The sequence below is a fragment of the Arthrobacter sp. StoSoilB13 genome (assembly GCF_019977255.1).
In the GTDB taxonomy this organism is placed as follows: domain Bacteria; phylum Actinomycetota; class Actinomycetes; order Actinomycetales; family Micrococcaceae; genus Arthrobacter.
The window spans coordinates 792,977-818,673 of record NZ_AP024648.1; the positions used below are offsets into that span (position 1 = coordinate 792,977).

The window sequence follows — 25,697 nt, forward strand, 5'->3', positions numbered from 1 at the left end:
TCTACTTCGTCGTGTCTTTGCTTGGTGATTATCGGACAGGCCCATACCCTGGCGCAGTGAATACATTTGATGGGGGATGGGAGCGTACAACGCTCCCCGAGGGGCTATACGAACTCCTGCAGACGGCGAATCTCGAAACCAAGTTGTCATTGGTGCCGGAGTTCAGCGCGACAGTCGAAGAGATCGACCAAGACGACGCCCCAGAAGTGCTCGCGCGCCACATCGCCGAAGTCGTGAAGGATGCACTCACAACTGCCAAGCCGGAAGAACGCGTCGCACTTGCCAACAGGCTCTTGTCCCAAGTCCAGCTAAACGACCAGATCACGCCTGGTCCACGCCAGTTACTCTCATTGCACCGACCGGATGCGTTGAAGCGACGCCAACTCCGACGGCCCACCACCAAGCTCAGTGAATCCGCGCTGCTCACGAATGGCAAGGACGACCCCAACCTCGCAGCGGAGCTTCGAAGCGAGATTGAATCGGCCAACACCGTCGATCTGCTTTGCGCCTTTGTGCGATGGACAGGTCTGAGGCTTCTTGAGCCTGCCCTTGAGCAGTTGAACGATCGGGGTGTGAAGCTCAGGGTCATTACCACTACGTACATGGGAGCCACAGAACGCCGAGCGATCGATGAACTAGTCAGGCGTTATGGCGCCGAAGTAAAGATCAGCTACGAAACCCAAGCCACCCGACTTCATGCCAAGGCATGGCTCTTCAGACGGCACACTGGATTTGACACCGCATATGTAGGTAGCTCGAATCTCAGTCAGGCGGCGTTGCTTGATGGCCTGGAGTGGAACGTACGCCTGAGTTCGATCGCAACACCGGAACTGCTCAAAAAGTTCGAGGTCACGTTCGACAGCTATTGGGAGCAAAAGGCCTTTCAGTCTTACGACCCGGATCGAGACGGCGACAAGCTGGATGCGGCCCTGGAACGCAACGGCGGGAAGCGGACGGCGGCCCCGAACGCAATCACTGGACTCGAGGTCGTGCCATTCCTTCACCAGGAAGAAATGCTAGAGGACCTTGAAGCGGAGCGGTCAAAAGGGTTCAACAAGAATCTTCTTGTCGCGGCCACGGGGACCGGCAAGACAGTCATCGCCGCGCTGGATTATAGGCGTCTCTGCGAAGCAGCTGGAAGGCCGTTGTCCTTGCTCTTTGTGGCTCACAGGCAAGAGATTCTCAAGCAGTCCCTAGCCACCTATCGAAACGTCATGCAAGACGGTGCATTTGGTGAACTCTATGTCGGCGATCATAAGCCCCAGCAGTGGACACATGTCTTCGCCTCAGTGCAGTCTCTGGCGTCCCTCGGGGTCCAGACCTTCGAAGCCAACCAATTCGACGTCGTCGTGATCGATGAGTTCCATCATGCATTGGCACCGACTTACCGCCAATTGCTCGAGTACTTGAAACCCCAGCAGCTCGTTGGGCTAACCGCTACGCCGGAACGCGGCGATGGTGGCAACGTCGCCAAGGAGTTCTTTGAGGGGAGAACGGCCAGCGAGCTCCGTCTCTGGGACGCGCTGGATGCCGATCTCCTCGTACCGTTCCACTACTTCGGCGTATCGGATGACGTGGATCTCAGCCGATTGGAGTGGAAGCGCGGCAATTACGACACCGCTCAACTTGACAGGTTGTACACGGGCAACGACGCTCGCGCGGCGAAGGTCATCCGCGAACTTCGGGACAAAGTCGTGGGCACCGAACACATGCGAGCGATTGGCTTCTGTGTCTCAGTTCAGCATGCCCATTACATGGCCAGGGTGTTCAACGACGCCGGCATCCGCTCCATTGCGGTTGACGGCAGTACTGATGAGACTGCGCGTGCTGACGCTTTGAATCAGCTGCGTAATCGCGAGATCAACTGTATTTTCGCGGTGGATATCTTCAACGAGGGACTGGATATCCCCGAAGTGGACACCATCCTCATGCTGCGGCCGACTCAGAGCGCCACGATCTTCCTTCAGCAGCTAGGGCGCGGCCTGCGCCGTGCCGACGACAAGGCTGTACTCACCGTCCTTGACTTCATTGGCCAACAGCGTCGCGAGTTCCGCTTCGATCTGCGCTACAGAGCACTAACTGGTTATGGACGAAAAAAATTGGAAAAGGCCGTCGAGGAAGAATTCCCGTACCTTCCGTCAGGGTCCCAAATTGTGCTGGATCGTGTAGCGCAGCGAGTAGTGCTGGACAACATCAAAGCCCAGCTGCGCTTTAACCGGAACCAATTGGTCCGTGACGTTGCGTCCTACGGGGAAATTGAGCTCGCCTCGTACCTGAGGGAGTCGGGTAACGACTTGAAGACGATTTATCGCTCGACTCGTGACTCCTGGACGAGCTACCTGCGCGAAGCGCAGCTCATTGAAGGATTTTCGGGTCTTGAGTCGGTGCTCAAAAGCGTCCATCACGACCGATCCAGTGCTGAGGAGAAGAAGCTCCTGGGACGCATGGCTGCCCTCATCCACGTTGACGATCCGGAGCGGGCTGATGCGTACGCCATGCTCGTCAGTGCGGACGCGCCCCGCTACGCGGAGTTGGGAGAGCGAGAGCAGACGTTCGCGCGAATGCTCTTCTACACGTTTTGGGATGGTGGCGGCGGCTTCAAGACGTACGACGACGGTCTGGATCACGTTCGCGGATATGGGTTCGTGTGCAGGGAGATCCGACAAATCGTTCGCCTTGGAGTTGCCTCCTCAAAGCACGCGGCCAAAGGTCTCGGCGTTGGGCTCCAACACATTCCGCTGTTGACACACGCGACTTATCGACGCGAAGAAGTTCTCGCAGCACTTCAGTATGGCTCGTTGGAACTCGGGAAGAACGTGCAGCATCGTGAGGGCGTTGCCTGGTGTCCCGCCACGGCTACGGACGCCTTCTTCGTAACGTTGACCAAGGACGACCGGAAGCACTCAGCGACGACGATGTACAGGGACTATGCCCTTAGTCCGGAGCTCTTTCACTGGGAGTCGCAGAACGCCACATCGCCGACCAGCCCAACTGGCAGGCGGTACTTAGACCGGCGAGCTCATGGCTCGCACATCCTGCTCTTCACGCGGGACACCGCGGACGATGAGACTGGCCTGACAGTTCCTTACACCTGCTTAGGGCAGGTCGACTATGTCGAGCACACTGGCGCGAATCCGATAGCTATCAAGTGGAAGCTGCATCGTCCAATGCCAGCGAACGTTTTTGCGACCGCACTGGCGGCTGCGAGATAGTCAAGGATTGCCTTCTCAGCGTGCCTCACATGTTTTGAAAACTGATTGATGATGTGGTGGGCGAACAGGTCGAATCAGGGATGGTTGGGATGGATGCACTGCTACTCGGGCGCCGGACCTACGACATCTTCGCTTCGTACCGGCCACACCAGGACAATGGAATCGCGCGGTTGTTCAACCGCATACCGAAGTACGTGGCCTCGCGTCAGTCGCTGAACCTCGAGTGGGATGGTTTCTCCCAGCTCGGTCCCGACGTGGCGGCTTCCTTGCACGAGCTTCGCGGCAAACACGAGAACATTCACGTGATCGGCAGCCTGGACTTTGTGCAGACCCTGTTCGCGGAGCGGCTCTTCGACCGGCTCAATCTGTGGGTGTATCCAATCCTCCTGGGGCCGCGGGAAAAGGTGTTCGCCGATGGTGTCATACCGACGAACCTTCAACTTATCGAGCCGGTGGTCGCCTCGCCAAAGGGTGCCGTGATGCAGCGGTACGCCCTGGTTGAGGGGACGCCTGGGGTGGGGGATATGACCGAAATGGAGCAGGCGGGGTAGCCTTTCCGTTCTGTCCAAAATCACCATGAGAAGTGCCGGGGTGAGCCACGGCATGCTCGCAAGAAGGCGTAGGCGTAACGAACAACGGCCTCGAATGCCGTGGATCAATTCACGCCGACCCCATTTTCAAAATGTAAGTCCCCACTACATGTGTTGCTGATGTGGGGATCGTGACGCGCTCCAGCGGAAGAAGTCTCCGTATTTCTTCCAGGAATCAGAATTTCGAGCAAAATTCACGTATTCATTGACACCTCACAGAAGTCATAGTTGTCTATCTCATGGGTCAGCTGACTAGTCGAAGTTTCCGGACGCATTGCTGGCTCGCTTCTGGTAGTGGGGGGGGGAATATGAAGAAGAAGCAATTTGTCGTGCAAATAATGCTGGTATCCAGCCTCGCACTCTCGGCATGCAGCACTAGTACTAACGACGATGCCACCCAGCAAGGCAATCCTTTTGATGCCTTTAAGGCTGAAGCATTGGACACGCTTCGAGTTGAAGAACGCAGACTCCGCCTCGACTGCTTGGCCGAGGAAGGCTTTCCGCAGTTTCGAGACGCCATGGTTGGCTATCGAGAAACACAGTCGGCCCGGGATAGACTTCCAAGCGCAAATCTGCCCACAGGGCTGTTTCTCAGTGAAGATGATGCGCAGCAACGTGGCTTCGGGGAGTCACTTCCGGCGAGTCTTCCTAAGGTCATCGTTAGGGATGCGTCCATTGATGAAGCAACGGACACCTGTGTGCGCGAATCGTGGATTGCCATTGGCCCCGATGCAGAGAAAACTTACAACGCATACCTTGAAGTCCAGAACAATTTAACGTCTGCACTATTGGTCGTCCCTTTGGACAACTGGAACAAGATCGTGGATTTCACAGTGAAATGCCTGTCGGACAAAGATTACTACGTTACAGCCGATAAGAACTCTCGCTACGGTATGACATTTAGCATTCCTTTAGGCAAAGCGGAGCGCGCCGAGCCGGATGAGCCGCCAGCCGTAGGAAATTTCTCTTCGCGAGGGCTTCCAGCGGCACCGTATATTCCAACGGAGCAAGAGTCCAGGCTCGCCGTCGACTACTACAAGTGCACAGTCGACTCTGGCTACCGCGATGAATATGTTCAGGAACGGGTAGCAGCTGCCACTAGCGCGATTGCCAAGTACGAAGGCCAATTGAGCGAACTGTCCCCTCAGGTCGAAGCGTTGGCGAAGTCTGCCACCGGCGCCAAATTTGGTACGAGTTAGATGGATCTCTCCGAGCCTTCCGCCAGCCGAAGGAGATCCAGACGCGATATCGGCATCACCCTTATTGGCTTGGTAGTTGTAGGTCTCGTCGTCGCATTGATGATCAGCTCAAGCGCGTTCAAGTCACCTGCGCAGGCGCTGGCTGACGCTGCGCCACCTCCGCCGACTCAACTCACGGTGGGCGTTGAGGTGAGGCCGCTTCATGAACAGATAATTACTCGGGGAAGGGTCATTCAGACACCGGGCTTGGTCGTTCCGCTTCCACAAGCACTTATTTCTTCCGGCGGCGTCGTGACAGGCACCCCGATGCAAGTCGGCCAACCGATTTATGAAGGCAGTCCTGTCCTTGAAGTCAATGGATTACCAGTTTTCGCATTCTCCTGGCCATTCCGGGCCTATCGAGAACTGCATGAGGGCTTGAGCGGTCCAGACGTAGAACAACTTGAGAAGTCCCTGGTTACGATGGGCCTTCTCGGCCAAGCGAACGACACTTTCGATAGTGCGACTTCAAGTGCACTGACGAGGCACTATGCGAACATCGGCTATGACGTCGTTGCGGCAGACTCTGCCCCGTCAGCCTTGCCAATACAGCCAACAGGCGAATCTTCCACGGCCGCGGAAGATTCGAAACAACAAGCTGCCGCGCTCGTCAAAGGCGTGATACTGCTCCCGCAGCAAGTTCTCGCTCTTCCACGTGAAGTGCAACGTCTGGAAACGCTCGACGTCCAAGTCGGAACCGAAATCACCGCCGAAACGAAAAGCCTCGGTAGTGCAACTGCAGGCTCTATGGTTGTCCACGCCGCGATTCCGATTGCTCAAGCGGAAAATCTCAAACCCGGGGATGTGGCCAAGATTTCACAATCCGGAGGCCCCGAACTCGACCTGAAAGTCATCGAAGTAGCCGCAGACATAACCGACGTATCAGAGCTCGGCAGTGGCGTCCTCGTCAAGCTGGAGTTCAACGGGGGCGCCGGAGTTCAATCCCCAACCGGACAAACCGACAAGGTGACAATCTCAAGTGGTGGGTCGTTGTCGTCGGTGACCGCGGTGCCGCTTACTGCGGTGTACACCAACCCTGATGGATCGAGCTACGTCGAACGTTCCGAAAGCGCAGGGGGCACGCGAATAGGGGTCACACTGGGCGACACCGCCGGGGGATGGGTGGAGATTAGAACGTCTGATTTTCCTTTGGAAGAAGGTTCGGAACTTGTCGTCGGGAAATCCTAGTCACGAAAACGCGGCCAATCGTTCACTGCGCTTGATCTCTTTGCAGGGGATCTCGAAGTTGTACGACAACGCGGGATCTCCTGTGGGGCTTCACCCGACAGATTTAGGTATTCATGGCGGAGACTTTCTTGCTATCACGGGCCCCTCAGGCGCTGGAAAGTCAACCCTCATGAATGTCATCGGCCTGCTCGATCGTCCCACCGCAGGTTCGTACATGGTAAATGGGGAAACTATTGATCTTACGGACGAACGGTCCATTCTGAGGCTACGAGGACGTCTCTTCGGTTTTGTCTTTCAGTCTTTCCACCTCTTACCCGGACGTTCGGTTCTGGACAACGTTGAAATGGGAATGCTCTATTCCATCCGTTCCAGGCAGGAACGCAAGGAACGTGCATTCGAATCACTCCGAAAAGTTGGTCTGGCCCACTACACAGGCAAGGATCCCAGACAACTATCTGGCGGCGAGAAACAGCGAGTGGCGTTTGCAAGGGCGCTGTCTCTGGAACCCTCCGTGCTGCTCTGTGACGAACCAACAGGAAATCTGGATAGCACAAATAGCCGGAAGGTCATCGGTCTGCTGCATGAACTGAACAACAGCGGAATCACCGTGGTCCTCATAACGCACGACCAGAAGATAGCCGAGTCCGCAAAGACGCGAGTGGTGGTACAGGACGGAAAGGTCGCACTCGATGAGGGTACCTAGATCAGCAAAGGGACTTGGTCTTCGCGATCTGACGCGGGAAGCGTGGTTATCGACGTACATTGCGCCCGCTCGCTCACTGCTGACGTCCGTGGGCGTTGTTCTCGGCTGTCTGTCCTTCGTTGCAGCTTTGGGTCTCACGGGCACCATAGGTCAGCAAGTTTCAAGTAGTTTCGACATCCGCCGTGCTACGACGGTAACGGCCGAGTTGGACAGGATTGAAACCGGCGATCAGTCACAGTGGATAACGACGGATGGCCTAAAACGTACCCTGCAGCTTGGGGGAACGGCGTCGGGCGGCCGTGTTGACACTTACAGTGGAATCCCCGTCAAACACCCTTTTAGTCCGGAACCTGAGAGTCTTCGCCTGTCTCTGTTCGGCCTCGACGCCGGCAGCCTTCAGGCGGTAGGTCTCCGCATGATTGCTGGGCGTTCATTTGATGCCGGACACGTGGCCAGGGCGGACCGTGTGGTGCTGCTTTCGGCCAATGCTGCCCGGCAAATCGGAGTGCAGACGATTGGTGCCTCAGTGGATGTTGGCGGTCTCACGATGACGGTTGCCGGCATTTACGACGACGCCGATCGGCTAGCAGACGCTGTCGGTGGAGCCGTAGCGCCGCAGTCAACCCTGGCAAGGTACAGAACTGACCTGAACTCAACGAAAGTTATTGTCGAGACGAACCCGGGCGCGGCTGAGCACGTCGGGGGTCAGCTGGCCTTGGCACTCTCCCCAGGTACGCCGGATCGTATCAAGATAGTCGCACCGCCTGATCCCAAGACTCTTCGCCAGGAAGTCTCGTCGAATGTGACTTCGATGGCGCTCCTGGTGAGTTCATTAACCCTTTTCATAGGTTGCATCTCTATCGGAAACGCTTCGATGGCTGCAATGTCGGCTCGAATCCCGGAGTTTGGCCTTCGTCGGGCAATGGGGGCCAGGCGCATCGATATATTCCGGCAGGTCCTGATGGAAACAACGATGCTAGGTATCGTCGGCGGGGTAGTGGGGAGCTCGCTGGGAAGCGGACTTGTGCTGGTGATTTCTCTCATTAACAGGTGGGTTCCGGTGCTTGACGTCCAAATACTCATTTATGCGATGTTGGGTGGCACCGCGTCAGGTGTCGTGGCAGGGCTGTGGCCTGCTTTGCGAGCAACAAGAATAAGCCCTGTACAGGCATTAGTTCGCTGATGCAGCGGTCTCGATGCATGTTCCGGTTAAAGGAGGATGACGACTGGAACAAGCTAACATATCAATTTATCGAAACTTTATAAAAGCGTAGCCGATAACTTTCGAATTCAAGTAAGACGAATATAGCCGACATCCTCCAGGGTGAATGGTCTAGTTGTCAGGCCCATTCACAATGTGCAATTTTCACATATTTAAATTTATTCCAGAAAAGCAACTTAATTTGACGCATCCGCACTATTATCAAGCTTGCAACGTCTTATCAGGACTTGCTTCCTGCTGAACGGCAGGGACCGGATTATTTTGGAATGGGGAAAATTGAATAAGATCACGAAGATTGGCTTGGCTGGTGCGATCGCGCTAACAGGTATCGCTGCAGGTGGATCAGTTGCCCAGGCAGACGTTGGTGATGGTGCTATTGCGTGTGCGGTAGGTGAAATCTGTTTCACTAACGTGACATCCGGCAATGACTTAGCGTCCGCTGGTAAGCGGCAGTTCTATTATGGGGCCACGCATGGAGGCCTCGTTTGGGGTGCAGGTAACGCGGCTGGGACCCAGTTTCAGGACAGGGTGAAGTCGTTCTGGAACCGGGATCAAATTGGAACCGTTAACCTGGTCAATTACGCAGGTGGAGTCAAATACGCAATCACGCTGTCAAGGCAATCGATTTGGTATGCACTTTATCCCTATGGTGGTTCGGGCGGCGCGAGCTGGTCTGAGGTAAACGACGCCCACGAGCTCTTCTAGGGAAGAGAGCAGCCGCAATTAAAGTCCGGTTGCGGCTGCTCTTTCACCCAGCAACTTTGCCCGCCACGTACTCCGCGTCCAGTTCCACGCCGCCGAGGATCGATGAGTAGTGCCGAGTCAGCCAAGGAAGCCCTGCGGCGTACAGGGCCGGGCTGTTCGGTGACGCCCGCCGTCTGCTTTGGGTAGCCCCATTCGTCCAGCACCGGGATGTCGATGAAGGACAGGTCGAGTTTGTATCCGGTGGCCCACAGGATTGACGTGATGTTCGCATGGGCGAGGTTAAGCCGCGCCGGCTCGGAGGGCAGTAAGTCGTCCTCCGGTGTTGGAGGCTGCTCTTCTGCGTCGATTCTCGCGGCTGCGATATTAGGCATCGATGGCCTTTCCGCATTCGCTGGTGGAAGCTGGATTCGACTGTTGCGAGGCGTTCGGGGAGGTCGTCGGTGAAGGTGATGGCGCCGTCGTCGATGTTTTCCAAGCGGCCGTGGAGGTGCATGCCGCGGCGGCCGAGTTCGCGGAGGTGGATGTCGTGGCCGCCTTCGTGCCGGAGAGCGCGGCCGCGGCCATGGCCTTCGAGATCTGTGTGCCCGGCACCGCGATAGGGATTGTTGCAAAAGCCGACTGGTCCGGCACTCCTTCACGTATTGACTGTGACCCGGTTCACCGCCACAATAAATGAACGCTATTCATTTCTAGTATGAGGCTCGTGTCCTTAACGGTAGAGCTCGAGCCAATCCAGCACTTCAGGATCGCGGGAACCCCGCAGGTCCAGTCGCAGCTACGAAGTTCTGCAGCGCCGCAGCTTCCAGCACATACCAGCATGACGACTTAGGATCCCCATGACCCCCACATTCAATACAGATACACCGGCAGGCGAGAAGCCTGTGGGGCCAACTTCCGCTCAGACCGTAAACCAGGGTTGGCGCCGCGTTCTCGGTGTTCCGTCGCTGGTGTTGCTGGGCTTGGTTTACATGGTGCCCCTGACGATCTTCAGCACCTACGGCATCGTCGTGGAACTCACGGGTGGGCGACTATCGGCAGCCTACGCCGTGACGCTCGTGGTCATGCTGTTCACGGCACGCTCTTATGGTCGGATGTCGCAGGCGTTCCCGTTCGGTGGTTCCGCCTACACGTATGCGACGCGGTCGTTCGGCGCCGGCTTGGGATTCATGGCCGGCTGGTCGCTCCTGCTCGACTACCTGTTGCTGCCGATGATCAACTACCTGCTCATCGGCATCTATATGGAAGCAGCGTTCCCAGCCATTCCAGCCTGGGTGTTCATGATCGTCTCCATCGCCGCGGTGACGGTACTGAACGTCCTCGGAATCACGGCGATCGCGAAGGCGAATTTCGTGGTGGTGGGACTCCAAGCGCTCTTCATCGTTCTATTCGTCGCCCTTGGCCTCTCTTCCATCACGGGTGCGGGGAACCTGGACTTGATGGCTCCCTTCACCGGGGCCGAGAGCGCCGAAGGTCTCTCCCCGATCTTCGCCGGCTCTGCCATCCTTTGCCTTTCGTACCTCGGGTTCGACGCCGTTTCGACCTTCGCGGAGGAGACCAAGGACCCGAAGCGCAACCTGCCCAAGGCCATCATGCTGACCACCATCCTGGCCGGCGTCATCTTCCTCGGTCTGGCTTACATCAGCCACCTGGTTCTTCCCGTCAGCAGCTTCAACGATGTGGACTCCGCTGCCATCGAGGTCATCGGCAAGGCAGGTGGGGAGCTGCTCGTCGCCTTCTTCACGGCTGCCTATGTCGCGGGCAGCCTCGGATCGGCGCTCACCTCGCAGGCTTCGGTCTCACGCATCATCCACTCCATGGGCCGCAGCGGCGTGTTCCCGCCAGCTTTGGGAAGGCTTCATGCTCGGTTCCAAACGCCCGTTCTTCCGATTCTGATCACATCGGGCGTCTCACTGCTTGCCTTCGTGCTCGACCTGTTGACCATCTCCTCGCTCATCAGCTTCGGAGCGCTGGTCGCGTTCTCCATCGTCAACCTGTCGGTCATCAAGCACTACTACTTTGACCGGAAGGATCGCGGCACCAGGGGAGTGATTTACAACCTGATACTGCCGGGAATCGGCTTTGCGCTAACTATCTGGTTGTGGACGAGCCTGAGTGGATTGTCCTTTACCTTTGGGCTCGCTTGGGCTGGCGTGGGCCTCGTCTACCTCGCCATCCTCACGCGCGGGTTCCGGAGGCCGGCACCGCAGCTTGATTTGAAGGAAGCGTAGAGGGCTTCCGTAACTCAGCCCCATGGTCGGCGACGGTGACAGCGCAAGGTGCTGTCGCCGTCGTCGTTCTTCTCTGGTGACCATTGCCTCTCGGGGGTTCGTGTGGAAGCCTCGACATGATCCTGTCGCCGGGGTGACGACGGGCAGCAGGGAAGGAACCCGACATGGGACTGATCCATATTGACCTTTTCACCACGCTCGACGGCGTTGCGCAGGCGCCCGGTGGCCCTGAGGAAGATCCGGAAGGCGGTTTCGAGTTCGGCGGCTGGCAGGCGCCTCTGATTGATGATGCCGTTGGTGAACAGGTCGAATCCGGGATGGTTGGGATGGACGCGCTGCTGCTCGGGCGCCGGACCTACGACATCTTCGCTTCGTACTGGCCACACCAGGACAATGGAATCGCGCGGTTGTTCAACCGGATTCCGAAGTATGTGGCCTCGCGTCAGTCGCTGAACCTCGAGTGGGATGGTTTCTCCCAGCTTGGTCCCGATGTGGCGGCTTCCTTGCGCGAGCTCCGCGGCAAGCACGAGAACATTCACGTGATCGGCAGCCTGGACTTTGTGCAGACCCTGTTCGCGGAGCGGCTCTTCGACCGGCTCAATCTGTGGGTGTATCCAATCCTTCTGGGCCGCGGGAAAAGGTGTTCGCCGATGGTGTCATACCGACGAACCTTCAACTCATTGAGCCGGTGGTTGCCTCGCCAAAGGGTGCCGTGATGCAGCGGTACGCCCTGGTTGAGGGGACGCCTGGGGTGGGGGACATGACCGAAATCGGCTAAGGCTCCGCTCATGTGTCCCACCCTCGAGGAGAGGTCGGCTCGCCTTTAGACCATCATCATGCTGGGAGGCATCCTGGCAGCCTATGCAATGGCCTTCGCTGCCTTGATCTTGGTCGGCCGTGGCCGGCGCTAATGACTTCTAACTGGACCCTGGTCCGCTGCGGATTACTGCGCCCGCCTAGTGCAGGTCGACTTACGAGCGCTTGCGCGGCAAGCCCGGTCCGTGCGGGTGCACGTTTTCTCAATATCTTCGCACCCTATTGCAACCCGCCGGTAAGTTACTGCAAAGTAGCTAGGAATGCCGCGGACATAGGGGTTCGCGGCCAAGAGAAAGGCAGGCCATGCGCCGATTCCGACTCACTGCCGTCCTCGCCGCTGCGGCGCTCACGATTGGACTCTTCGCCGCACCCGCGGCTCAGGCCGACTCGATCTCGCCAGACCCGCCCGGAGCCAATGACTGGACGTGCAAGCCTTCGAGCGTGCATCCATATCCGGTGGTCCTCGTCCCGGGGACGTTCGAGACAATGTACAAGAACTGGGCGCTGCTTTCGCCAGTGCTCAAGGAACAGGGGTACTGCGTCTTCGCGCTCAACTACGGGGTGGCCAACGGTGTCCCCGCCAGCGGGGCAATTCGGAACTCCGCAGCTGAGCTTGCGACGTTCGTGAAATCAGTTCTCGGCGCGACGGGTGCGAAGAAGGTCGATCTGGTAGGGCACAGCCAAGGCGGCATGATGCCGCGGTACTACATCGGCTTCCTCGGCGGCGCCAAGTATGTGCACCACCTCGTCGGCATTGCGCCGTCGAGCCATGGCACTCAAGGTCTCATCGCGCCGTCGCCCGCGGGGATGATTCTCGACACGACCGCAACGAGCACCCTGTGCCAGGCGTGCGCGGACCAGCATGCCGGGTCGGCGTTCATGGCCAAGCTCAACTCGATCGGCGACACCGTACCCGGCCCGTCCTACACCGTCATCTCGACCCGTTACGACGAGGTCGTTACCCCTTACACGAGCCAGGCTCTTGTTGGGGCCGGGGAAGCAAGTGTCCAACCTTGTGCTCCAGGACTACTGCCCTCTCGACACTTTCGAACACGATCAATCTCCTAACGATCCGAACGTGTGGTCCCTCGTCTCCAACGCGCTCCTCCAAAGCGGCCCCGCGGATCCAACGTATCGCCCGCAGTGCGTGTAGCGGGCAATATCCCACCTCGTATTTTTGGTCCCCACGGGTAGGTCCGCAGATTTGCCGCACCCACAACCGATGTTGGTGGTGTCCCATACCTTCGAACCAGGACAGTCCAACCTTGGGGACACGTCCCCAAGGTTGTGACTTGATCCCGCCTATTGAGTTTGTGATCGCTCGGTATCGCACCGGGCGCACGTAAGACGATCCTTGAACGGGCACCCGGTTCTCCGAAGGTTGGGGGACACCTGGCAAATGGTCTCATCCTGGATCAGCCAGCTTCACGGCCATCTATTTCACAGTTGGTTGGGAAGGTGTCGGTACTTAAAGGTGACTAAGGATGGTCGAGATATAGGCAATCATGCACGAGTACCCGGTCATGTAGGTAAGTGTGTAGGGCCATTTCGTCTTCCGCTGTTGATCGTGGGGTTGTCCGCGGCGCCCGCTGTTGCTGGCAAATGCCATTCTCAAATCTGGAGCCCGCACGCGATAGAAGAACACGGAACCGAGAAGCAGCGCCGACGCAATGAATCCCAGCGCCGGTGTCCCAGAAAACTCGGTCGTCATGATTAACGCTATTCCCATCAGGGCGACTGCTACGTTGCCAAACACATTAATGACGCCAAGAATCCTGTCCATAGGTGATCCCGGCCTCAAGGAGGGGAAACGGTATTTTCCCCAGTAGGCACCAGTTAAACCGAACAGAGCCACGAAAGTGAATATCAGGATTTTGTTCACTTGCAATCGTTTCTCCTGTAGTTGAAAGCATCATTTATCTGGCCGGCTATAGGTAGTCGAAGTACCTGATCCACCAGCTCGGCTTGCTTGACAGGAACACCCAAGCGGTCACGCGGCCGTCGTAGGGCTCCCAAAGCGGCGCTTCCGCAACGAGGGTGTAGTCTCCCTCGTCGAGGCATTCATAGATGCGTGTGAGGTCACTCTCGTGAACAAGCGCATCGAACTCCTCTTGGTCATAAGCCCCCGGGTTCTCAAGCGCCAGGACGGCGAGATTGCCGAAGTTCGAGACCCGGACGACGAGGTTCCCTCCGGTAGCCGTTGCGTCGGCAGGAACGGTGACCTCGGCGTGATACGAGGCGTCCTCGATATTCCGATCCGTCTCGCACGTGGTCTGAAAAGCGGTGTTGAGCCGTGCGACGAGGCCGTCGAACTGTCGGCGCGCGGCTTTCCAGTCGAATCCTTGCGGCGCCTCCAGGTGCGCTGGATCGTCCAACTTGTACAGCAGAGCCCAGAGTTCCACGCCGTCGATCCGCACCCCGCCAGCCTAGCTCCTGTCCCACTCGGAACCCCATAAGGTGCAAGTCACGCGTACAAGGATTACCAAACTCGCCGCCAGCCGAAAGTTACTGGAGAGGCTCGCCGAAATCGTAGAGTCGGGTTCAGCACAGGCGGCACCCCATAAATGCGGGTGTCCGGCAAGGGATCGGCTATCGGGCACGTGCTGGAAATCCTTGCCGGCTTGTTGCCTAGTTGACGTTGTGTCGCGGTTTCAGCTCATGGGAAAGATGTCCACGTCCTGCGGGTAGGCATCCTTGGTGTGCGCGACGAATTCTTTCGCGAATCGGTGATTGATGATGGGTGCAAGCTCTTTCTGCTTCCGCCTTCCATAAATGGAACATGCCAGAGAAAATGCAAAGGGAATGACCGAGACGGCCATCCAAGGAAGGCCCGAAAATCCTGGTGGCCCGAACATTGCCACACCAATGAGGATCCAGGTCACGAAGAGGAATACTGAAGCTAGAGTGCCGGCAGTTCTGGGTTTCCTCGCCTCCGGGAATGCGACGGTGAAGGCGGCCTTGCGTTCATTCATGAGCTCGCTCCCGGATCCAGGTGAATTTCCTAGCGTCAGACTAGTGCCGGGGAACGATGCCGCTTTCCCCAGGCTCAAGGGTGGCTCCCGTGTCGCTTCGGAGTGCGACCCTCAGGTACTCCCCACCGTCGACTCTCAGATGGGACCTATAGCGACCACTCAGATCGATAGCACCTCTACGGCCTCCTTCAGGGTTTGGCAGGAGGCTGATCTCGGCGCGAAGCGAATCCATACGACGAATTATCCACGTAGACGGACGACAGGCTGCGAAAAGAGCGATTAGGCCAGCAAGCTGCATATACCAATTGATCGATCTTTAACCCAGGGTCTGACGTCTCGGCTATGCCCGTAAGCCGGTCGATCATCGTGCCTATGGAACCAATTACACGTTCCGTGCTGTTGCTGGCTTGGATCACGTACATAAGACCGCACGATGAGATGCGCGATGATGGGGGGACTACTGCAACCGTGTTCGTTATGTATGGCTGGAATGAAAATCGGCGCGTCTTAACGAGCGATCAGGATCTCACCGCACAGCGTCGTTTGACCCAACGTTCTGCGAAGACCGGAACATGAGCTGCCCGGTCCAACTCAGGCCGGTAGCGCGCTGAACACCAAGGCCCCTCGTGCAACGACAGAGCTGCGGGCAGGTCGGTTACTTCTGTCCGGCGGGCCCGGTGCAGTCGGCTATTTGTTCACCCGGCAACTTTGCCCGCCACGTACTCCGCGTCCAGCCCCACACCGCCGAGGATCGACGAGTAGTGCCGTGTCAGCCAGGGAAGCCCTACGGCGTACAGGCCGGGCTGTTCGGTGACGCCTGACGTGTGCTTTGGGTAGCCCCATTCGTCCAGGACGGGGATGTCGATGAAGGACAGGTCGAGTTTGTATCCGGTGGCCCACAGGACTGACGTGATGTTTGCCTGGGCCAGGTTCAACCTCGCTGGCTCAGCGGGCAGCCAGTCATCCGAGGGCAAGGGGGACTGCCCTGGAGCATCAATCCCCGCCGCTGCAATGTAGGCGTCGATGGCCTTCCGCATTCGTTGGTTGAAGCTGGATTCGACTGTTGCGAGGCGTTCGGGAAGGTCGTCGCTGAAGGTGATGTCGCCGTCGTCGACGTTCTCCAGGCGGCCGTGCAGGTGCAAGCCGCGGCGACCGAGTTCGCGGAGGTGGATATCATGGCCACCTTCGGTGCCGGAGAGCAGTGGGTTGCAGGCGAAGCGGGCGGCGGGGGAGGGGAGTGCCTCGCGGGTGAGGGCGTTGATGCCGTAGTCGGGGCCGTGTTTGGCGGTTTCGAGCATCCAGTAGATGAGGTCGTGGCCGCGGTATCGGCGGGGTGCTTCGGGGCAGGTGGAGACGGCAAGGTGGACTTCGCGGCCGGCGTCGTGCAGTTCCTCGGCGATCTGACCGCCGGACTGGCCTGTTCCGACGATGAGGACGGCGCCGTCGGGCAGCTGGTTCGGATTGCGGTAGTCGTGCGTGTGGAGCTGGACGATCTCCTTGGAAAGGCCGGCGGCCACGGCCGGGACCTTGGGAACCTGGTACGCGCCGGTTGCCAACACCACCTTGCGGGCCTTCATGTGCCCGAGCGACGATTCAATACTGAATCCGCCGTCGGGGGAAGTGGCCAGCCGCGTTACGTCCACGCCCGTGTGGACGGGAGCGCCGATCACCTCCGCGTATCGCCTAAAGAGGTTGACCACAGCGTTGCGGGGAATGAAGGCCTCGGGATCGTCGCCGGAGTACGGCATGCCGGGCAGGTCCAGGCTGAAGTTCGGCGTGTTCATGTAGAACCCGTCCCAGCGATCCTGGAACGCGCCACCCAAGGAATCCCGACGCTCCAATATCCGATGCTCGACGCCGGACTGCGTGAGCCAGTAGCTCGTCGCGAGTCCCGCCTGCCCTGCGCCGATGATGACCGTGTCTATTGGATTAGTCGGCATTGTTGCTGCCCTCGGCTCGTTGCCAATGCTCGCGCAACATGCCCGCGAGCCGCCCGGGTTCAATCCGGTGCGGGGGATCGAAGTGGTGGCGTTCCTCAAACACCTCCACACGGTACTCCCGGAACACAGTGGACAGGCGGTCGGCGATGTCACCGTACTGGTCCGGATTGCTCAGGCCGCCCAGAACGTACAGCACGGGACGTTCAAAAGAAGCCAGGCGCTCGCGGTCCAGGTGATAGTTCCGGAAATCCTTCAGGAACGCCCTGATTCCGGCAGGCCGCTTGGCCATCCACGGCGGCGGGTCACCCGCCGGCGGAGGCGGCAGGACGACGTCGGGCCTCACCGACAGCCTCATGAACTCCGGCATGAACTGCTCCGGAGGCAGCGACTCGAGCGCGCCCAGCTGCTCCCAGAAGCGGGCGTGGGCCTGGCTCCAGCCCCAGTCTCCCGCCCATGCGGGTTCCAACAGTGTGAGGCTAAGCAGGCGCTCGGGATACTTGGCAGCGAAGGCGAGGGCCGCGGGCCCCGCCGCCCGAATAGCCCACGAGGTGGAACATGTCCCATTGTTTGGCGCCTGCCTCCCGCAGGACGCCGTCGACTTCGGTGTCGAGCGTCCAGTCCGACGGCGGTTGGTCGCCCTCATAGAGATCCAGGTCCTTGGCCACGGCGTCGACGTCCGGCCCCAAGGCCTCAAGCAGCGCACCATAGGCGGGCCCCGCAGGAAGGACACTGCCCGGAAGGAGGACCACTCGAATGGGTTCCATGGCTGCACTGTACGCCTGGAGATGCGGCTTCGGGAGGGCTGTTCAGGGGCGGAATGTCACAGGATCTTGGCCAGGCGGGTGCACTCTTCCCACAGCCGCTTCCGCGCCGCCGGATCAGAGCCCATGCCGGGCGTCGGCAGTTCCTTGCGTTTCGCCCAGAGCTTCCCGGACACAGCGGCAGTTTCTGGAGCGGTGGCCAGCCAGACGGGGGTATCGGCAGCTTTCTCAGCAGTCGCGCCGAAGGTGTTCGTCATCCAGCGGAAAGGTCCGCCAACGTCCTGGAGTAGCGCCGTGTGCTTTACCAGGCCCGGGTGCACGGCGTTCACCACCACGTTGGATCCGCGAAGGCGCTCCGCGAATTCCTGCGTCAACAGGACCCGACCGAGCATTGTTGGGGGAGTGGCGCGAAGGTAACTGTAACTGCCCTTGGCGGTTTGCAGATCGTCGAAGTCGATCTTGGTGGTGGACGGGCCTCCCGAATACTTGGAGGCGATGTTAACGATCCTCGAAGTCCGCGCCCCATCTGCGCCGGCGCCGCGCTTGAGCGCGTCCAGGAGCAGGTTCGTCAGCAGGAAGTAGCCCATCACATTCGTGGCGAACGTGAGCTCAAGCCCATCCGGGGTCACGTGACGCTCCTTGCGGAATACTCCAGCCGCGTTGATCAGCACGTCCAACTTGTCGTGGCGCGACAGGAACCCGTCTACTGCCGACCGGATCGAGGCCTGGCTTGAGAGGTCGCAAGCGAGCGGTTCGAGAACCGCGTTCGGTTCTTTGGCCCGGATATCGCGGATGGCATCTTCTGCCCGCGCTGCTGAACGTCCAACCACGACGACGGACGCTCCTTCGCGTGCAAGTGCAGTGGCGATGGCCTTACCCAGGCCGCCCGTGGCCCCGGTCACGAGCGCTGTTCGTCCATTCATCGAGGGCATAGCTTGATCTCAGCACTTATTGGCTGGTTTGGCGAGGGTCCGTCGAGCTGAAGAGGTCCTAGTTTTTGGAGCCCTTTTTCTTGGGTGCCTTCGGCGGCAGGGCTGCAACATGGTCAAAGGCCTTGGCCACCCAAGGCTCGGCCTGCGCGGCGTCCTCGTTCCACGCTTCGGGCAGACCAACATAACCGCCCATGGGGCGTTCTTCGGGGCCGAAAGGTTGAGTCTCGTGATCCGACTCGAGCTCGGCCTTGTCGGCCTCGGAAAGGCGGACGCCGATAGTAGGCCCGAACAGACCGGCGAACATGTTGCCATTCACGAAAGCGCCGAGGTTGCCGAACATTGGTTTGACGACGACGTCGGGATGGTCGGGCAGCACTGAACGGAAACGTTCCTTGTCGGCATCCGACGGCTTGGGCATCTGCATTGCTCGTCCTCCTGGTTTAGGCGTGAGAAGAGATCCGTCTGCAGCTTACGGCCCGGGCGGTTCGATAGTCACCATCTGGTGGATTGGACGGCAGACGCGATTTGGCTCTGCGGCGGGGATGCCAATGTTCGTTAGCTCTTCACGTGGTTATCGGGGGCCCGTTTTGTGTCTGCCCAGATGGCCAGAACGGCGCATCCGGTAAGAATAATCAACCCCGTGAATTGACGGAGATTCAGAAGTTGATGAAGGGCCACGGCCCCGACAGCCGATGCTAAGGCCGGATCCAAGGCCGAGATCATCGCGAATGGGAGAGGCCGCAGACGCGCCATTGCAAACAATTCCAAGGAAAACGGAATGATCATCGTCAAAACCGCTACGGCGATTGCCCCGGACGTGAACGGAACCATGGTTGGGGGAACTGACGATGGGGACATGAGCTGGGCCGCTACGACAACCGGCAAGGCAATCCAAAGGGCCTTGGACAGCATCACCAACGGGTGAGTTCCGGGTGGCATGTCGGTCCCGAGCTTGATGTAGATGCTCAGGAGGACGCCCGTCAGTAGGGCCCACAATGCCCCAGCAAGGCTTGAGCCTCCGCTGTAATCGGCAATAAGACCTAGCCCGAGCATGGCTCCAACCGCTGGCAGCTTGGTCCGAGGGGACCGTGAACGCAAACAGCCCACGATGAGTGGGACCAGGAACTCTATGGAAACAGCCAGTGACAGCGTGATGTGGGAAATTGCCTGGTAGAAGGAAACCTGCATTAAGCCCAACACAATGCCATACGCCGCGACCTGCCTTGGGCGAGAGCGAGGGCGAGGAGCTATCGAAGACCCATTGAGCAGGAGTGCTGGCAGAAGCAGCAGCGCACCGATGCCCACCCTTAGTGTCGTCGCCATGCTGGGGCCCATGGCTTCGATCAGTCCAACGGCCAATCCATTGCCCACTTGCATGGAGGACAAGCTGACCACGACCGCCAGCAAACCCGCCCGAGTGCGATTCGACTGCAACACGGCGTACTTAGAGCCTCCGTGCCGGGCGCGAGATGCTGTTGAACGGCAGTAGTCCGAGCTTGGTTCCGCTGGCTCCGTGTTCGTTGTCCATCTAAATGTCCCGCCTCAGCTTTCGCGTTTATCCCTTCATCAGGTGTCTGCTGGGGGCGAAACGTGACGGCCGTGACTGGATTCGTTGTGTTGGCGGGCGGTTTAGCCGTTGGGAGAAGGCGAGATCTAGAAGATCAGGCGACGGCGTTCATCAGGTACTTCCGGGCGGTCGAGACTTTCATGTACAGGCGTAGATCGTCAGCGCCCGTCGCTGTGAAGCCATGACGCGTGTACCACCCGACCAGACCTGGGTTATCAGCATCAACGACGATAACTTGCCCTCCTCCGACGGCTGCGGCTTCAACCAGGGTCTCTAATGCCACGCGCAGTAGCTGTGAACCCCATCGTTTCTCCTTGTCGCCCCGAAGCGTGATGTCGAGGGCGAGTTTGGCCAGGAGCCAGCCGGGAGTGTTTCGGAGCATATTACGTTGTACAGGTTTAGGCATGTCATCCCGGACGACAAGCGTTGGGCAGATGGCGAAGTACCCAGCTACGCGGCTGTCGTCAGTGGCTTTGTTCTCAAGGAGAAGGTAGACCATGCTTGCCCCCGAATCCATTGACTTCAATGCGTACTCGGTGAGCCACTCGTTGTAGCTTGCTTCACCGCAATCGAAGGCCCCCAGTTCGATGCCGGGGGCCAACTTCACAACGTCGTAGGTAGGTTCATTCATCGACGGATAAGTCTAGGGAGCCTGGAAAGCGCCTCAAGCCCTGCTGACTCGTCAGGAACATCCAGTGAAGCCATCATTGAGTCAAAAACTTCCGGAGCCATGAGGGTGACATCTGCGCGCGCGATGACCCGCTGTGCGGCTTGTCGGGCTGCGTCAGTTACAAACGCAGTCTTTGAAACATGGAGAAGCTCCGCGGCTTCAGCGATTAACCGGTCCGTGGATTCGTCAGTGCGCAACTCTAAGCGTCGCGATTTGGTGATTGCCAAGGTCTTACCTCCTTGCTCTAGTGTACGGCAAATGTACGGAAAGGTTTAGTGTTCATTCCACTCTCAAGCCTCTCCATCGCCCACTCCCAGCCAATCAGCTCCTGTTCCAGTCGCACGCCGTCGCCGTAGCTGCCCGTCTGCAAAGCCTCGTAGAGGCGGGCTTCTTCAGGAGTCAGCCTGCCCAGAGAAGCGCGGGACTGGGTTGCCTCCACGCTCCAAGCATCGCGATGTGCCAGCAGGGTCTTCTCGTCCATGAGCACGCTCGACACATGCGGATGGACGGAGCGGAGCTGATCCAGGATCCGGAAACCGTGCGTGTCCAGATCCCCCCAGTACAGAACGTCGCACTCCTGCAACCAGGAGGCCTCCCGCAGAGAGGAAAATCCATAGCCAGCACCAAAGATCGCCACTGTGTCCGGCCGCTCCGGAAGAGCCAAGAAGTTCACGAGGTTTTCGGTGATGATCACGTGAGTGACGGGCAGCCGAAGGGTCCGGAAGGCTGATGCTGTCACAGTGATGTCCCGGGCATCACCCAGCAACGGGATTGCCGGATCCAGAAGCCGGAAGCGCACTTGTTCCGGGGGATGGAGAAAGCCGTGGCGGACCGCGAAGCGTGCAGCCGGGGTTCGGGCGGCGGATCGTCCTAGCAAGGCCTCGCCGGCGTCAGAAACCGCGGGCACGTCCAGCAGCTCGTCCTCGCCTGAAGCGACGGGCGGTGCATCCTGGGCCTGGGAGCTCTGAAGCACCAATGCAATCTCGTCAATCGTCCGCCGATGCGTCTCGATGAACTTCGTGTGCACCCCGGGCAGGCTCAACTGCCGAACATGGATCCCCGGAGTGGGATGATCGCGGAGCCACAAAGCCACCCGCGCAGCAGTCAACGCTGCATCGCCCAACTCCAAGAGTGCGAGTGGTCGCTTCAGCGCCCACGCCTTCAACAAGGGATCAAGATCCACCAGTGAAGCAGTAAGAGTTCGGAACCGGGCTAACTCCCGCAATTTACCAACGAATCCAACCTCGTCCTCCACCGACGGAAACACAGCCACAGCGGGAAGGTGGTTTGAACCGATAGTGGTGCGGCCGACGTCGAGCGTTTCCAGACTGAACGGGCCTGCGGCGGCGAACAGCTCCGCAGCCCATTCACGGGCAGCCGAATAATTGTCGCGAAGCTCCGTGGCAGAGGGCCGCTTTAAAGCACGGCGCCGCGGATACGTGCCGGAGGGTTCAAGAGCCTCCCGCAACAGCTGTCCGCGGTCCCACGCAGTTAATGACATCGCTCGCAGCGAGGACAGCGACGTCCAGCGGGACCGCGCAGACTTACCCGGCACGCTTCTGCCGTTCTTCGCGGTACTCCGTGATGGTCATGTTCCGAAGCTGGGAGTCGTTCCCGTTGGTGTTGGCTACGAAGCCCACGTGCGCCACAAAAGGTTCGATGACGTTGATCTTCTGCAACGGTGTGACGATCAGCAACTGCAGCTTCATGCGTTGGAACAGCTCCATGCCATACCGTGCGGACTCGTCGGAGCCCCGGCCGAAGGCCTCGTCAATCACTACGAAACGGAAGCTTCTGCCCTTGCCGGCGCCGCCCGAAGCGCCCCGGGCAGCTCCCTTCCCAGCCGCCAACCCAAACTGGAACGCCAAGGCCGCCGCCAGGATCGTGTAGGCCAACTTCTCCTTCTGCCCACCGGACTTGCCGCCGGAGTCCGTGAAGTGTTCGAATTCTTCGCCGGTCTCCGTCCACCTCTCCGAGGCCGAAAAGGTAAACCAGTTCCGCACATCAGTGACCTTGGCCGTCCAGCGTTCGTCCAAGCTGCTGTAGCCCTCGCGACCCCGGAAGCGTTCGATCAGCCGCTCCACCTGGAGGTACTTCTGTTCCGAGTACTGATCGTCATCGCCGATGGTTCCTTCAGAGCAGGCTCGCAGGTCAATGCCGAACTGCCTCACATCAAGATCCGTGGAGCTCTGGTGCTCCAACTGGATGTGCCGGCCCGGGTTGTATTCGATCTCCGCCAATGATTGGTTGATCTCGCTGATCCGGTTCACGATGTCTTGCCGCCTGCTGTCCAGGAAAGCATTGAAAGCGACCACCTCGTGGATGGTGTTATGCGTCAGCGAGTCCTTGAATCGCGCCTCGAACCGGGGCAGGTCATCGCACTCCAGCTGTTCAAGGAGCCGGTTGAACTCATCCGCGGCTTCCAGGGTTGCATCTATGTCCGTGGTTTCGTTGGGGTACTTGCTGCGGAAGTCAGCCATGAGCCGCACGGTGGTGGCGGCAGCATTCGCGATGCGCTTGGTCAGCCCGTCAATCCTCGCCGTCAGCCCCGATCGAACGGAACTCTCAGCGGCACCCGTGTTCCGGTAGGTGAGTTCCTTGTCACCGAGTGCCGCTGCGGTGAGCTGGGCTACTGCCGCCAACACGCCGTCGTCGTCCGTTAGCGGTTGATCCGTCAGCGTCAGCCGGCATTCCTCAATAGCTGCCGCGATATCCCGCGCCGCATTCTCGTTGGCGCCGAGCCTCTGCTGGACCTTGTCCGACCGCTCTTGCAGCCGCTCAATGCGGCCGGAAACCTCCGACTCCTTCGCGGTGAGCTGCTGCAATACGCTGCTGCCCGACTGGAGCTCGAGCTTCTCGTCCTTCAGTTCCTGGACCTTGCGGGCGGTCAACTTCCAGCTGATCTCGGAAAACTCAGCCACGGACCCGACGTTGCCCAGCAACTGCCGCAACCGGCCCACGTCACCAAGAGACGTATCCACCTTCGCCAACTGGGTACCGACGCTGCGGTGCTTGCCATCGACGTCGTCGCGTTCGGCACGGATCCGGACAATTTTTTCGTGGTTGTCCCAGCCCAGCACGAAAGTGCGCCGGTCCATGAGACCCTTGCGGTCATCCTTCTCATGCCGGCCGCGGGTGCCCTTCAACTGCCCGTTGATGGTGAGCGCCTTGGGATACCTGCGGAAATCCTCCATGGTGTCGCAGCACATGTAGTCGAACCGCGTGCTGAGCTCATCCAGCAGAAAATCGCGGAACGGCGTGCCCTGCTTGATGGCGATCTTCGCCCCCAAGGTCCCCGGTGCAGGCGGCCGTGACGAGTACGAGTCACCCACCTTCCGGTAGACAAGCCTGCCCTTGAGATCGTTGGCGTCAACCCACGAGCTCACCGCAGCGTAGTGTTTCGCCGAAACCAACAGGGACAGCGCAAAGCCCCGCAGCGTCCGCTCAGCGGCACCTTCCCATTCGGCTTCGCCTTCGCGGACGCGCAGCAGCTCGGCCGCATAGGGGAGTGCGGACTCGGCAATGCCAGTGCCCTCGCAGATACGACGCCGAAGCTCCAGCTGCGGGCGCTCAAGCAACGTGGGCCGGGAACCAAGGCTCGCCAACTCGGCGTCGATGTTCTCCCTGCGCGCCGCCAGCTCGTTGAGTTCTGAATGGAAGGCGGTGCGGCGCTCCTGCAGCTCCGCCGCCCTGACCGCGAGGCTCTGTTCCACCTCGCCCAGCCGGGCCCGGTTCGCATCGAACAGAACCCGGTCTTCAGGAGCGTTCAACCCAAGCTCGACGGCGGCAGCTGAGTACTGCTCGAAACGCTTGCGTTGCGTCTGGGCCGTCTCTTCAAGCTGCGCGACTTCGGCGTCGATGGCGGCCAGCCTGCCGCCGCCACTGGTGCGTATATCCTCTTGGACGATTGCGAGTTCGTGGCGAAGCCGGGCCATGTCCGAGGCCAATTGGGTGCTGTCCTCGCGGAGCTTCTGACCTGTCTGCTCCAGCTCAGCCTGGTGTTCAAGGCTCAGCCTGAGCTGCTGGTCGGTGAACCATGGATGCAGCTGGTCACGTTGCTGGCGGGCCTGGTGTTCTTCCGAGCTCAGCTTCTGATGGGTGGCTGCGCTTTCCCGGATCGGCTTGAGCATCTCGATCTGGTCCTTTGCGCGGACCACGGCTTCATGTGCCTTCTTGAGATCGTCGAAATGGCTGATCAGCTTGGTGATCCGTGCCTCCACGTCATCGTCCTCCAACATGTTGGTGCGGACGAAGTGGGTGATGTTCTCCACCTGCTTCATGGAAACCGTGCGGTGGAACAAATCCATGGCCTGGTTGCCGCTGATGCCAAAGTGCCGCTTGAAGGCCGCAGCGTAAGGGTCGAAGGTATCGTGGACGCTCACCCCCGGCCGCGCGGAGTTTCTTCTTCAGCTTGGCCGGATCCTGGCCGAAGTTGGAGAAGTCCTCGGCGATTGATTGCTCCGTCTCGGCCAGGGAATAGAAACGCGTGGGCTGGCCGGCTTCCTGCATGGTCCACAAGGTGATGCCCAGCGTGATCGTCTTGTCCACAACGTCGTTGTGGAAGACGCCAAGGACCACCGTGAGCGTGCCCGGCGCTCGCAGCGCAACAGGCTTGGAGTACTCGCCGCCCGTACTGCGGGTGCTCTTGTGGAAGCCCCTGACGTAGGACATCAGCGTGCGTTCACGCTTCTGGGCACCTGCGGCCTTGTTGTACTCAATCCGGTTGGCGGGGAGCAAAAGCGTGGTGATCGCATCCACCACCGTGGACTTACCCGAGCCGATGTCGCCTGTCAGCAGGCTGTTCGCCCCATCCAAACGGAACGTGCGCACGCCGCCGTGGAACGTGCCCCAGTTGAGCAGCTCCAAACGCTGCAGCCTGAACCCGGGCGGTAGAGCGCCGTCGTGCGCTTGTTCCTCCAGCGTGAAGAGGCTGTCCTGAACATCAGTGCTCAT

At 59.4% G+C, this 25,697-nt stretch carries 24 protein-coding genes and 3 pseudogenes; 12 read left to right on the plus strand and 15 right to left on the minus strand.

The genetic code is table 11. The annotated features are described in order from the left end of the window. The first annotated feature begins 56 nt into the window (after window positions 1–56). The 7 genes and pseudogenes from LDP01_RS15950 (at window position 57) to LDP01_RS15980 (ending at window position 8,858) form a co-directional block, all read left to right on the plus strand. Window positions 57–3,212, plus strand: coding sequence for a DEAD/DEAH box helicase (locus tag LDP01_RS15950; RefSeq protein WP_224091387.1), 3,156 nt, complete (start codon window positions 57–59; stop codon window positions 3,210–3,212). Window positions 3,213–3,253: 41 nt separating this feature from the next. Next, a pseudogene (locus LDP01_RS15955) lies at window positions 3,254–3,763 on the plus strand (dihydrofolate reductase family protein); the annotation flags it as partial. A gap of 347 nt (window positions 3,764–4,110) precedes the next feature. Then, entirely contained in the window at window positions 4,111–5,001 is an 891-nt protein-coding gene (locus LDP01_RS15960; protein ID WP_224091388.1) for a hypothetical protein, read from the plus strand. Beyond that, a complete protein-coding gene (locus LDP01_RS15965) occupies window positions 5,002–6,228 on the plus strand; it encodes an efflux RND transporter periplasmic adaptor subunit (RefSeq protein WP_224091389.1) in 1,227 nt (408 codons plus the stop codon). An 82-nt stretch (window positions 6,229–6,310) separates the two neighbouring features. Then, a complete protein-coding gene (locus tag LDP01_RS15970; RefSeq protein WP_224093883.1) occupies window positions 6,311–6,931 on the plus strand; it encodes an ABC transporter ATP-binding protein in 621 nt (206 codons plus the stop codon). Further along, window positions 6,918–8,114: an ABC transporter permease gene (locus tag LDP01_RS15975; RefSeq protein ID WP_224091390.1), complete on the plus strand. Its 1,197-nt coding sequence runs from the start codon at window positions 6,918–6,920 to the stop codon at window positions 8,112–8,114. The genes LDP01_RS15970 and LDP01_RS15975 overlap by 14 nt, the downstream gene beginning before the upstream one ends. Before the next feature lie 246 nt (window positions 8,115–8,360). Continuing rightward, entirely contained in the window at window positions 8,361–8,858 is a 498-nt protein-coding gene (locus LDP01_RS15980) for a hypothetical protein (RefSeq protein WP_224091391.1), read from the plus strand. On the opposite strand, the gene LDP01_RS15985 is transcribed toward LDP01_RS15980, so the two are convergent. After that, on the minus strand, window positions 8,855–9,229 hold the full coding sequence (locus LDP01_RS15985; protein WP_224091392.1) for a hypothetical protein: 375 nt from the start codon (window positions 9,227–9,229) through the stop codon (window positions 8,855–8,857). The two genes, LDP01_RS15980 and LDP01_RS15985, sit on opposite strands and share 4 nt — an antisense overlap. Before the next feature lie 2 nt (window positions 9,230–9,231). Between LDP01_RS15985 and LDP01_RS15990 the strand changes: the two genes are divergently transcribed. The 4 genes and pseudogenes from LDP01_RS15990 to LDP01_RS16005 all read left to right on the plus strand — a co-directional run bounded on the left by LDP01_RS15990 (window position 9,232) and on the right by LDP01_RS16005 (window position 12,970). Then, on the plus strand, window positions 9,232–9,534 hold the full coding sequence (locus LDP01_RS15990; protein ID WP_224091394.1) for a hypothetical protein: 303 nt from the start codon (window positions 9,232–9,234) through the stop codon (window positions 9,532–9,534). A gap of 160 nt (window positions 9,535–9,694) precedes the next feature. Next, entirely contained in the window at window positions 9,695–11,086 is a 1,392-nt protein-coding gene (locus LDP01_RS15995; RefSeq protein WP_224091395.1) for an APC family permease, read from the plus strand. A 164-nt stretch (window positions 11,087–11,250) separates the two neighbouring features. Continuing rightward, window positions 11,251–11,864: pseudogene (locus LDP01_RS16000) on the plus strand (dihydrofolate reductase family protein). Window positions 11,865–12,205: 341 nt separating this feature from the next. After that, window positions 12,206–12,970, plus strand: coding sequence for an esterase/lipase family protein (locus LDP01_RS16005; protein ID WP_346658931.1), 765 nt, complete (start codon window positions 12,206–12,208; stop codon window positions 12,968–12,970). 400 nt (window positions 12,971–13,370) lie between these two features. Here the strand turns inward: LDP01_RS16005 and LDP01_RS16010 are convergent, their stop codons facing one another. From LDP01_RS16010 to LDP01_RS16045, 8 genes are all read right to left on the minus strand, one after another. Next, complete coding sequence (locus tag LDP01_RS16010; protein ID WP_224091397.1) at window positions 13,371–13,784, minus strand: hypothetical protein; 414 nt, start codon at window positions 13,782–13,784, stop codon at window positions 13,371–13,373. Between the two features lie 46 nt (window positions 13,785–13,830). Further along, on the minus strand, window positions 13,831–14,319 hold the full coding sequence (locus LDP01_RS16015) for a hypothetical protein (protein WP_224091399.1): 489 nt from the start codon (window positions 14,317–14,319) through the stop codon (window positions 13,831–13,833). 234 nt (window positions 14,320–14,553) lie between these two features. After that, window positions 14,554–14,874, minus strand: coding sequence for a hypothetical protein (locus LDP01_RS16020; RefSeq protein WP_224091401.1), 321 nt, complete (start codon window positions 14,872–14,874; stop codon window positions 14,554–14,556). Between the two features lie 695 nt (window positions 14,875–15,569). Continuing rightward, window positions 15,570–16,814, minus strand: a complete 1,245-nt coding sequence (locus tag LDP01_RS16025) for a flavin-containing monooxygenase (RefSeq protein ID WP_224091403.1) — start codon at window positions 16,812–16,814, stop codon at window positions 15,570–15,572. Beyond that, on the minus strand, window positions 16,804–17,280 hold the full coding sequence (locus LDP01_RS16030) for a hypothetical protein (protein ID WP_224091405.1): 477 nt from the start codon (window positions 17,278–17,280) through the stop codon (window positions 16,804–16,806). The genes LDP01_RS16025 and LDP01_RS16030 overlap by 11 nt, the downstream gene beginning before the upstream one ends. A gap of 10 nt (window positions 17,281–17,290) precedes the next feature. Further along, on the minus strand, window positions 17,291–17,578 hold the full coding sequence (locus tag LDP01_RS16035) for an alpha/beta fold hydrolase (RefSeq protein WP_224091407.1): 288 nt from the start codon (window positions 17,576–17,578) through the stop codon (window positions 17,291–17,293). Between the two features lie 56 nt (window positions 17,579–17,634). Further along, window positions 17,635–18,477 carry an SDR family NAD(P)-dependent oxidoreductase gene (locus LDP01_RS16040; RefSeq protein WP_263433775.1) on the minus strand — a complete coding sequence of 281 codons (843 nt, stop codon included), beginning with the start codon at window positions 18,475–18,477 and terminating at the stop codon, window positions 17,635–17,637. 88 nt (window positions 18,478–18,565) lie between these two features. Next, window positions 18,566–18,931: a TfoX/Sxy family protein gene (locus LDP01_RS16045; protein ID WP_224091411.1), complete on the minus strand. Its 366-nt coding sequence runs from the start codon at window positions 18,929–18,931 to the stop codon at window positions 18,566–18,568. Between the two features lie 354 nt (window positions 18,932–19,285). Between LDP01_RS16045 and LDP01_RS16050 the strand changes: the two genes are divergently transcribed. Next, the gene (locus LDP01_RS16050) at window positions 19,286–19,432 is read left to right on the plus strand and encodes a hypothetical protein (protein ID WP_224093962.1); all 147 of its coding nucleotides are present in this window, start codon (window positions 19,286–19,288) and stop codon (window positions 19,430–19,432) included. A 182-nt stretch (window positions 19,433–19,614) separates the two neighbouring features. Here the strand turns inward: LDP01_RS16050 and LDP01_RS23990 are convergent. The 6 genes and pseudogenes from LDP01_RS23990 to LDP01_RS16080 form a co-directional block, all read right to left on the minus strand. Continuing rightward, window positions 19,615–19,884: pseudogene (locus LDP01_RS23990) on the minus strand (EamA family transporter); the annotation flags it as partial. 284 nt (window positions 19,885–20,168) lie between these two features. After that, window positions 20,169–20,705, minus strand: coding sequence for a GNAT family N-acetyltransferase (locus LDP01_RS16060; RefSeq protein ID WP_224091413.1), 537 nt, complete (start codon window positions 20,703–20,705; stop codon window positions 20,169–20,171). Then, window positions 20,702–20,971 (minus strand): type II toxin-antitoxin system TacA family antitoxin, encoded by a 270-nt coding sequence (locus LDP01_RS23995; protein WP_224091415.1) that lies wholly within the window; start codon window positions 20,969–20,971, stop codon window positions 20,702–20,704. Before LDP01_RS23995 ends, LDP01_RS16060 begins: the two co-directional genes overlap by 4 nt. Before the next feature lie 17 nt (window positions 20,972–20,988). Then, window positions 20,989–22,245 carry a Wadjet anti-phage system protein JetD domain-containing protein gene (locus LDP01_RS16070; RefSeq protein ID WP_224091420.1) on the minus strand — a complete coding sequence of 419 codons (1,257 nt, stop codon included), beginning with the start codon at window positions 22,243–22,245 and terminating at the stop codon, window positions 20,989–20,991. Window positions 22,246–22,288: 43 nt separating this feature from the next. Continuing rightward, window positions 22,289–25,069 carry an ATP-binding protein gene (locus LDP01_RS23770; protein ID WP_527249089.1) on the minus strand — a complete coding sequence of 927 codons (2,781 nt, stop codon included), beginning with the start codon at window positions 25,067–25,069 and terminating at the stop codon, window positions 22,289–22,291. Further along, entirely contained in the window at window positions 24,966–25,697 is a 732-nt protein-coding gene (locus tag LDP01_RS16080; protein WP_224091421.1) for an ATP-binding protein, read from the minus strand. The genes LDP01_RS23770 and LDP01_RS16080 overlap by 104 nt, the downstream gene beginning before the upstream one ends.

Coding starts and splice junctions, on each gene's coding strand:
- LDP01_RS15960 (WP_224091388.1), top strand. CDS start 4,111: ATGAAGAAGAAGCAATTTGTCGTGCAAATAATGCTGGTATCCAGCCTC.
- LDP01_RS15965 (WP_224091389.1), top strand. CDS start 5,002: ATGGATCTCTCCGAGCCTTCCGCCAGCCGAAGGAGATCCAGACGCGAT.
- LDP01_RS15975 (WP_224091390.1), top strand. CDS start 6,918: ATGAGGGTACCTAGATCAGCAAAGGGACTTGGTCTTCGCGATCTGACG.
- LDP01_RS15985 (WP_224091392.1), bottom strand. CDS start 9,229: ATGCCTAATATCGCAGCCGCGAGAATCGACGCAGAAGAGCAGCCTCCA.
- LDP01_RS15990 (WP_224091394.1), top strand. CDS start 9,232: ATGGCCTTTCCGCATTCGCTGGTGGAAGCTGGATTCGACTGTTGCGAG.
- LDP01_RS15995 (WP_224091395.1), top strand. CDS start 9,695: ATGACCCCCACATTCAATACAGATACACCGGCAGGCGAGAAGCCTGTG.
- LDP01_RS16005 (WP_346658931.1), top strand. CDS start 12,206: ATGCGCCGATTCCGACTCACTGCCGTCCTCGCCGCTGCGGCGCTCACG.
- LDP01_RS16020 (WP_224091401.1), bottom strand. CDS start 14,874: ATGAATGAACGCAAGGCCGCCTTCACCGTCGCATTCCCGGAGGCGAGG.
- LDP01_RS16025 (WP_224091403.1), bottom strand. CDS start 16,814: ATGCCGACTAATCCAATAGACACGGTCATCATCGGCGCAGGGCAGGCG.
- LDP01_RS16035 (WP_224091407.1), bottom strand. CDS start 17,578: ATGGAACCCATTCGAGTGGTCCTCCTTCCGGGCAGTGTCCTTCCTGCG.
- LDP01_RS16045 (WP_224091411.1), bottom strand. CDS start 18,931: ATGCAGATGCCCAAGCCGTCGGATGCCGACAAGGAACGTTTCCGTTCA.
- LDP01_RS16050 (WP_224093962.1), top strand. CDS start 19,286: ATGATCATCGTCAAAACCGCTACGGCGATTGCCCCGGACGTGAACGGA.
- LDP01_RS16060 (WP_224091413.1), bottom strand. CDS start 20,705: ATGAATGAACCTACCTACGACGTTGTGAAGTTGGCCCCCGGCATCGAA.
- LDP01_RS16070 (WP_224091420.1), bottom strand. CDS start 22,245: ATGTCATTAACTGCGTGGGACCGCGGACAGCTGTTGCGGGAGGCTCTT.
- LDP01_RS16080 (WP_224091421.1), bottom strand. CDS start 25,697: ATGAGCACTGATGTTCAGGACAGCCTCTTCACGCTGGAGGAACAAGCG.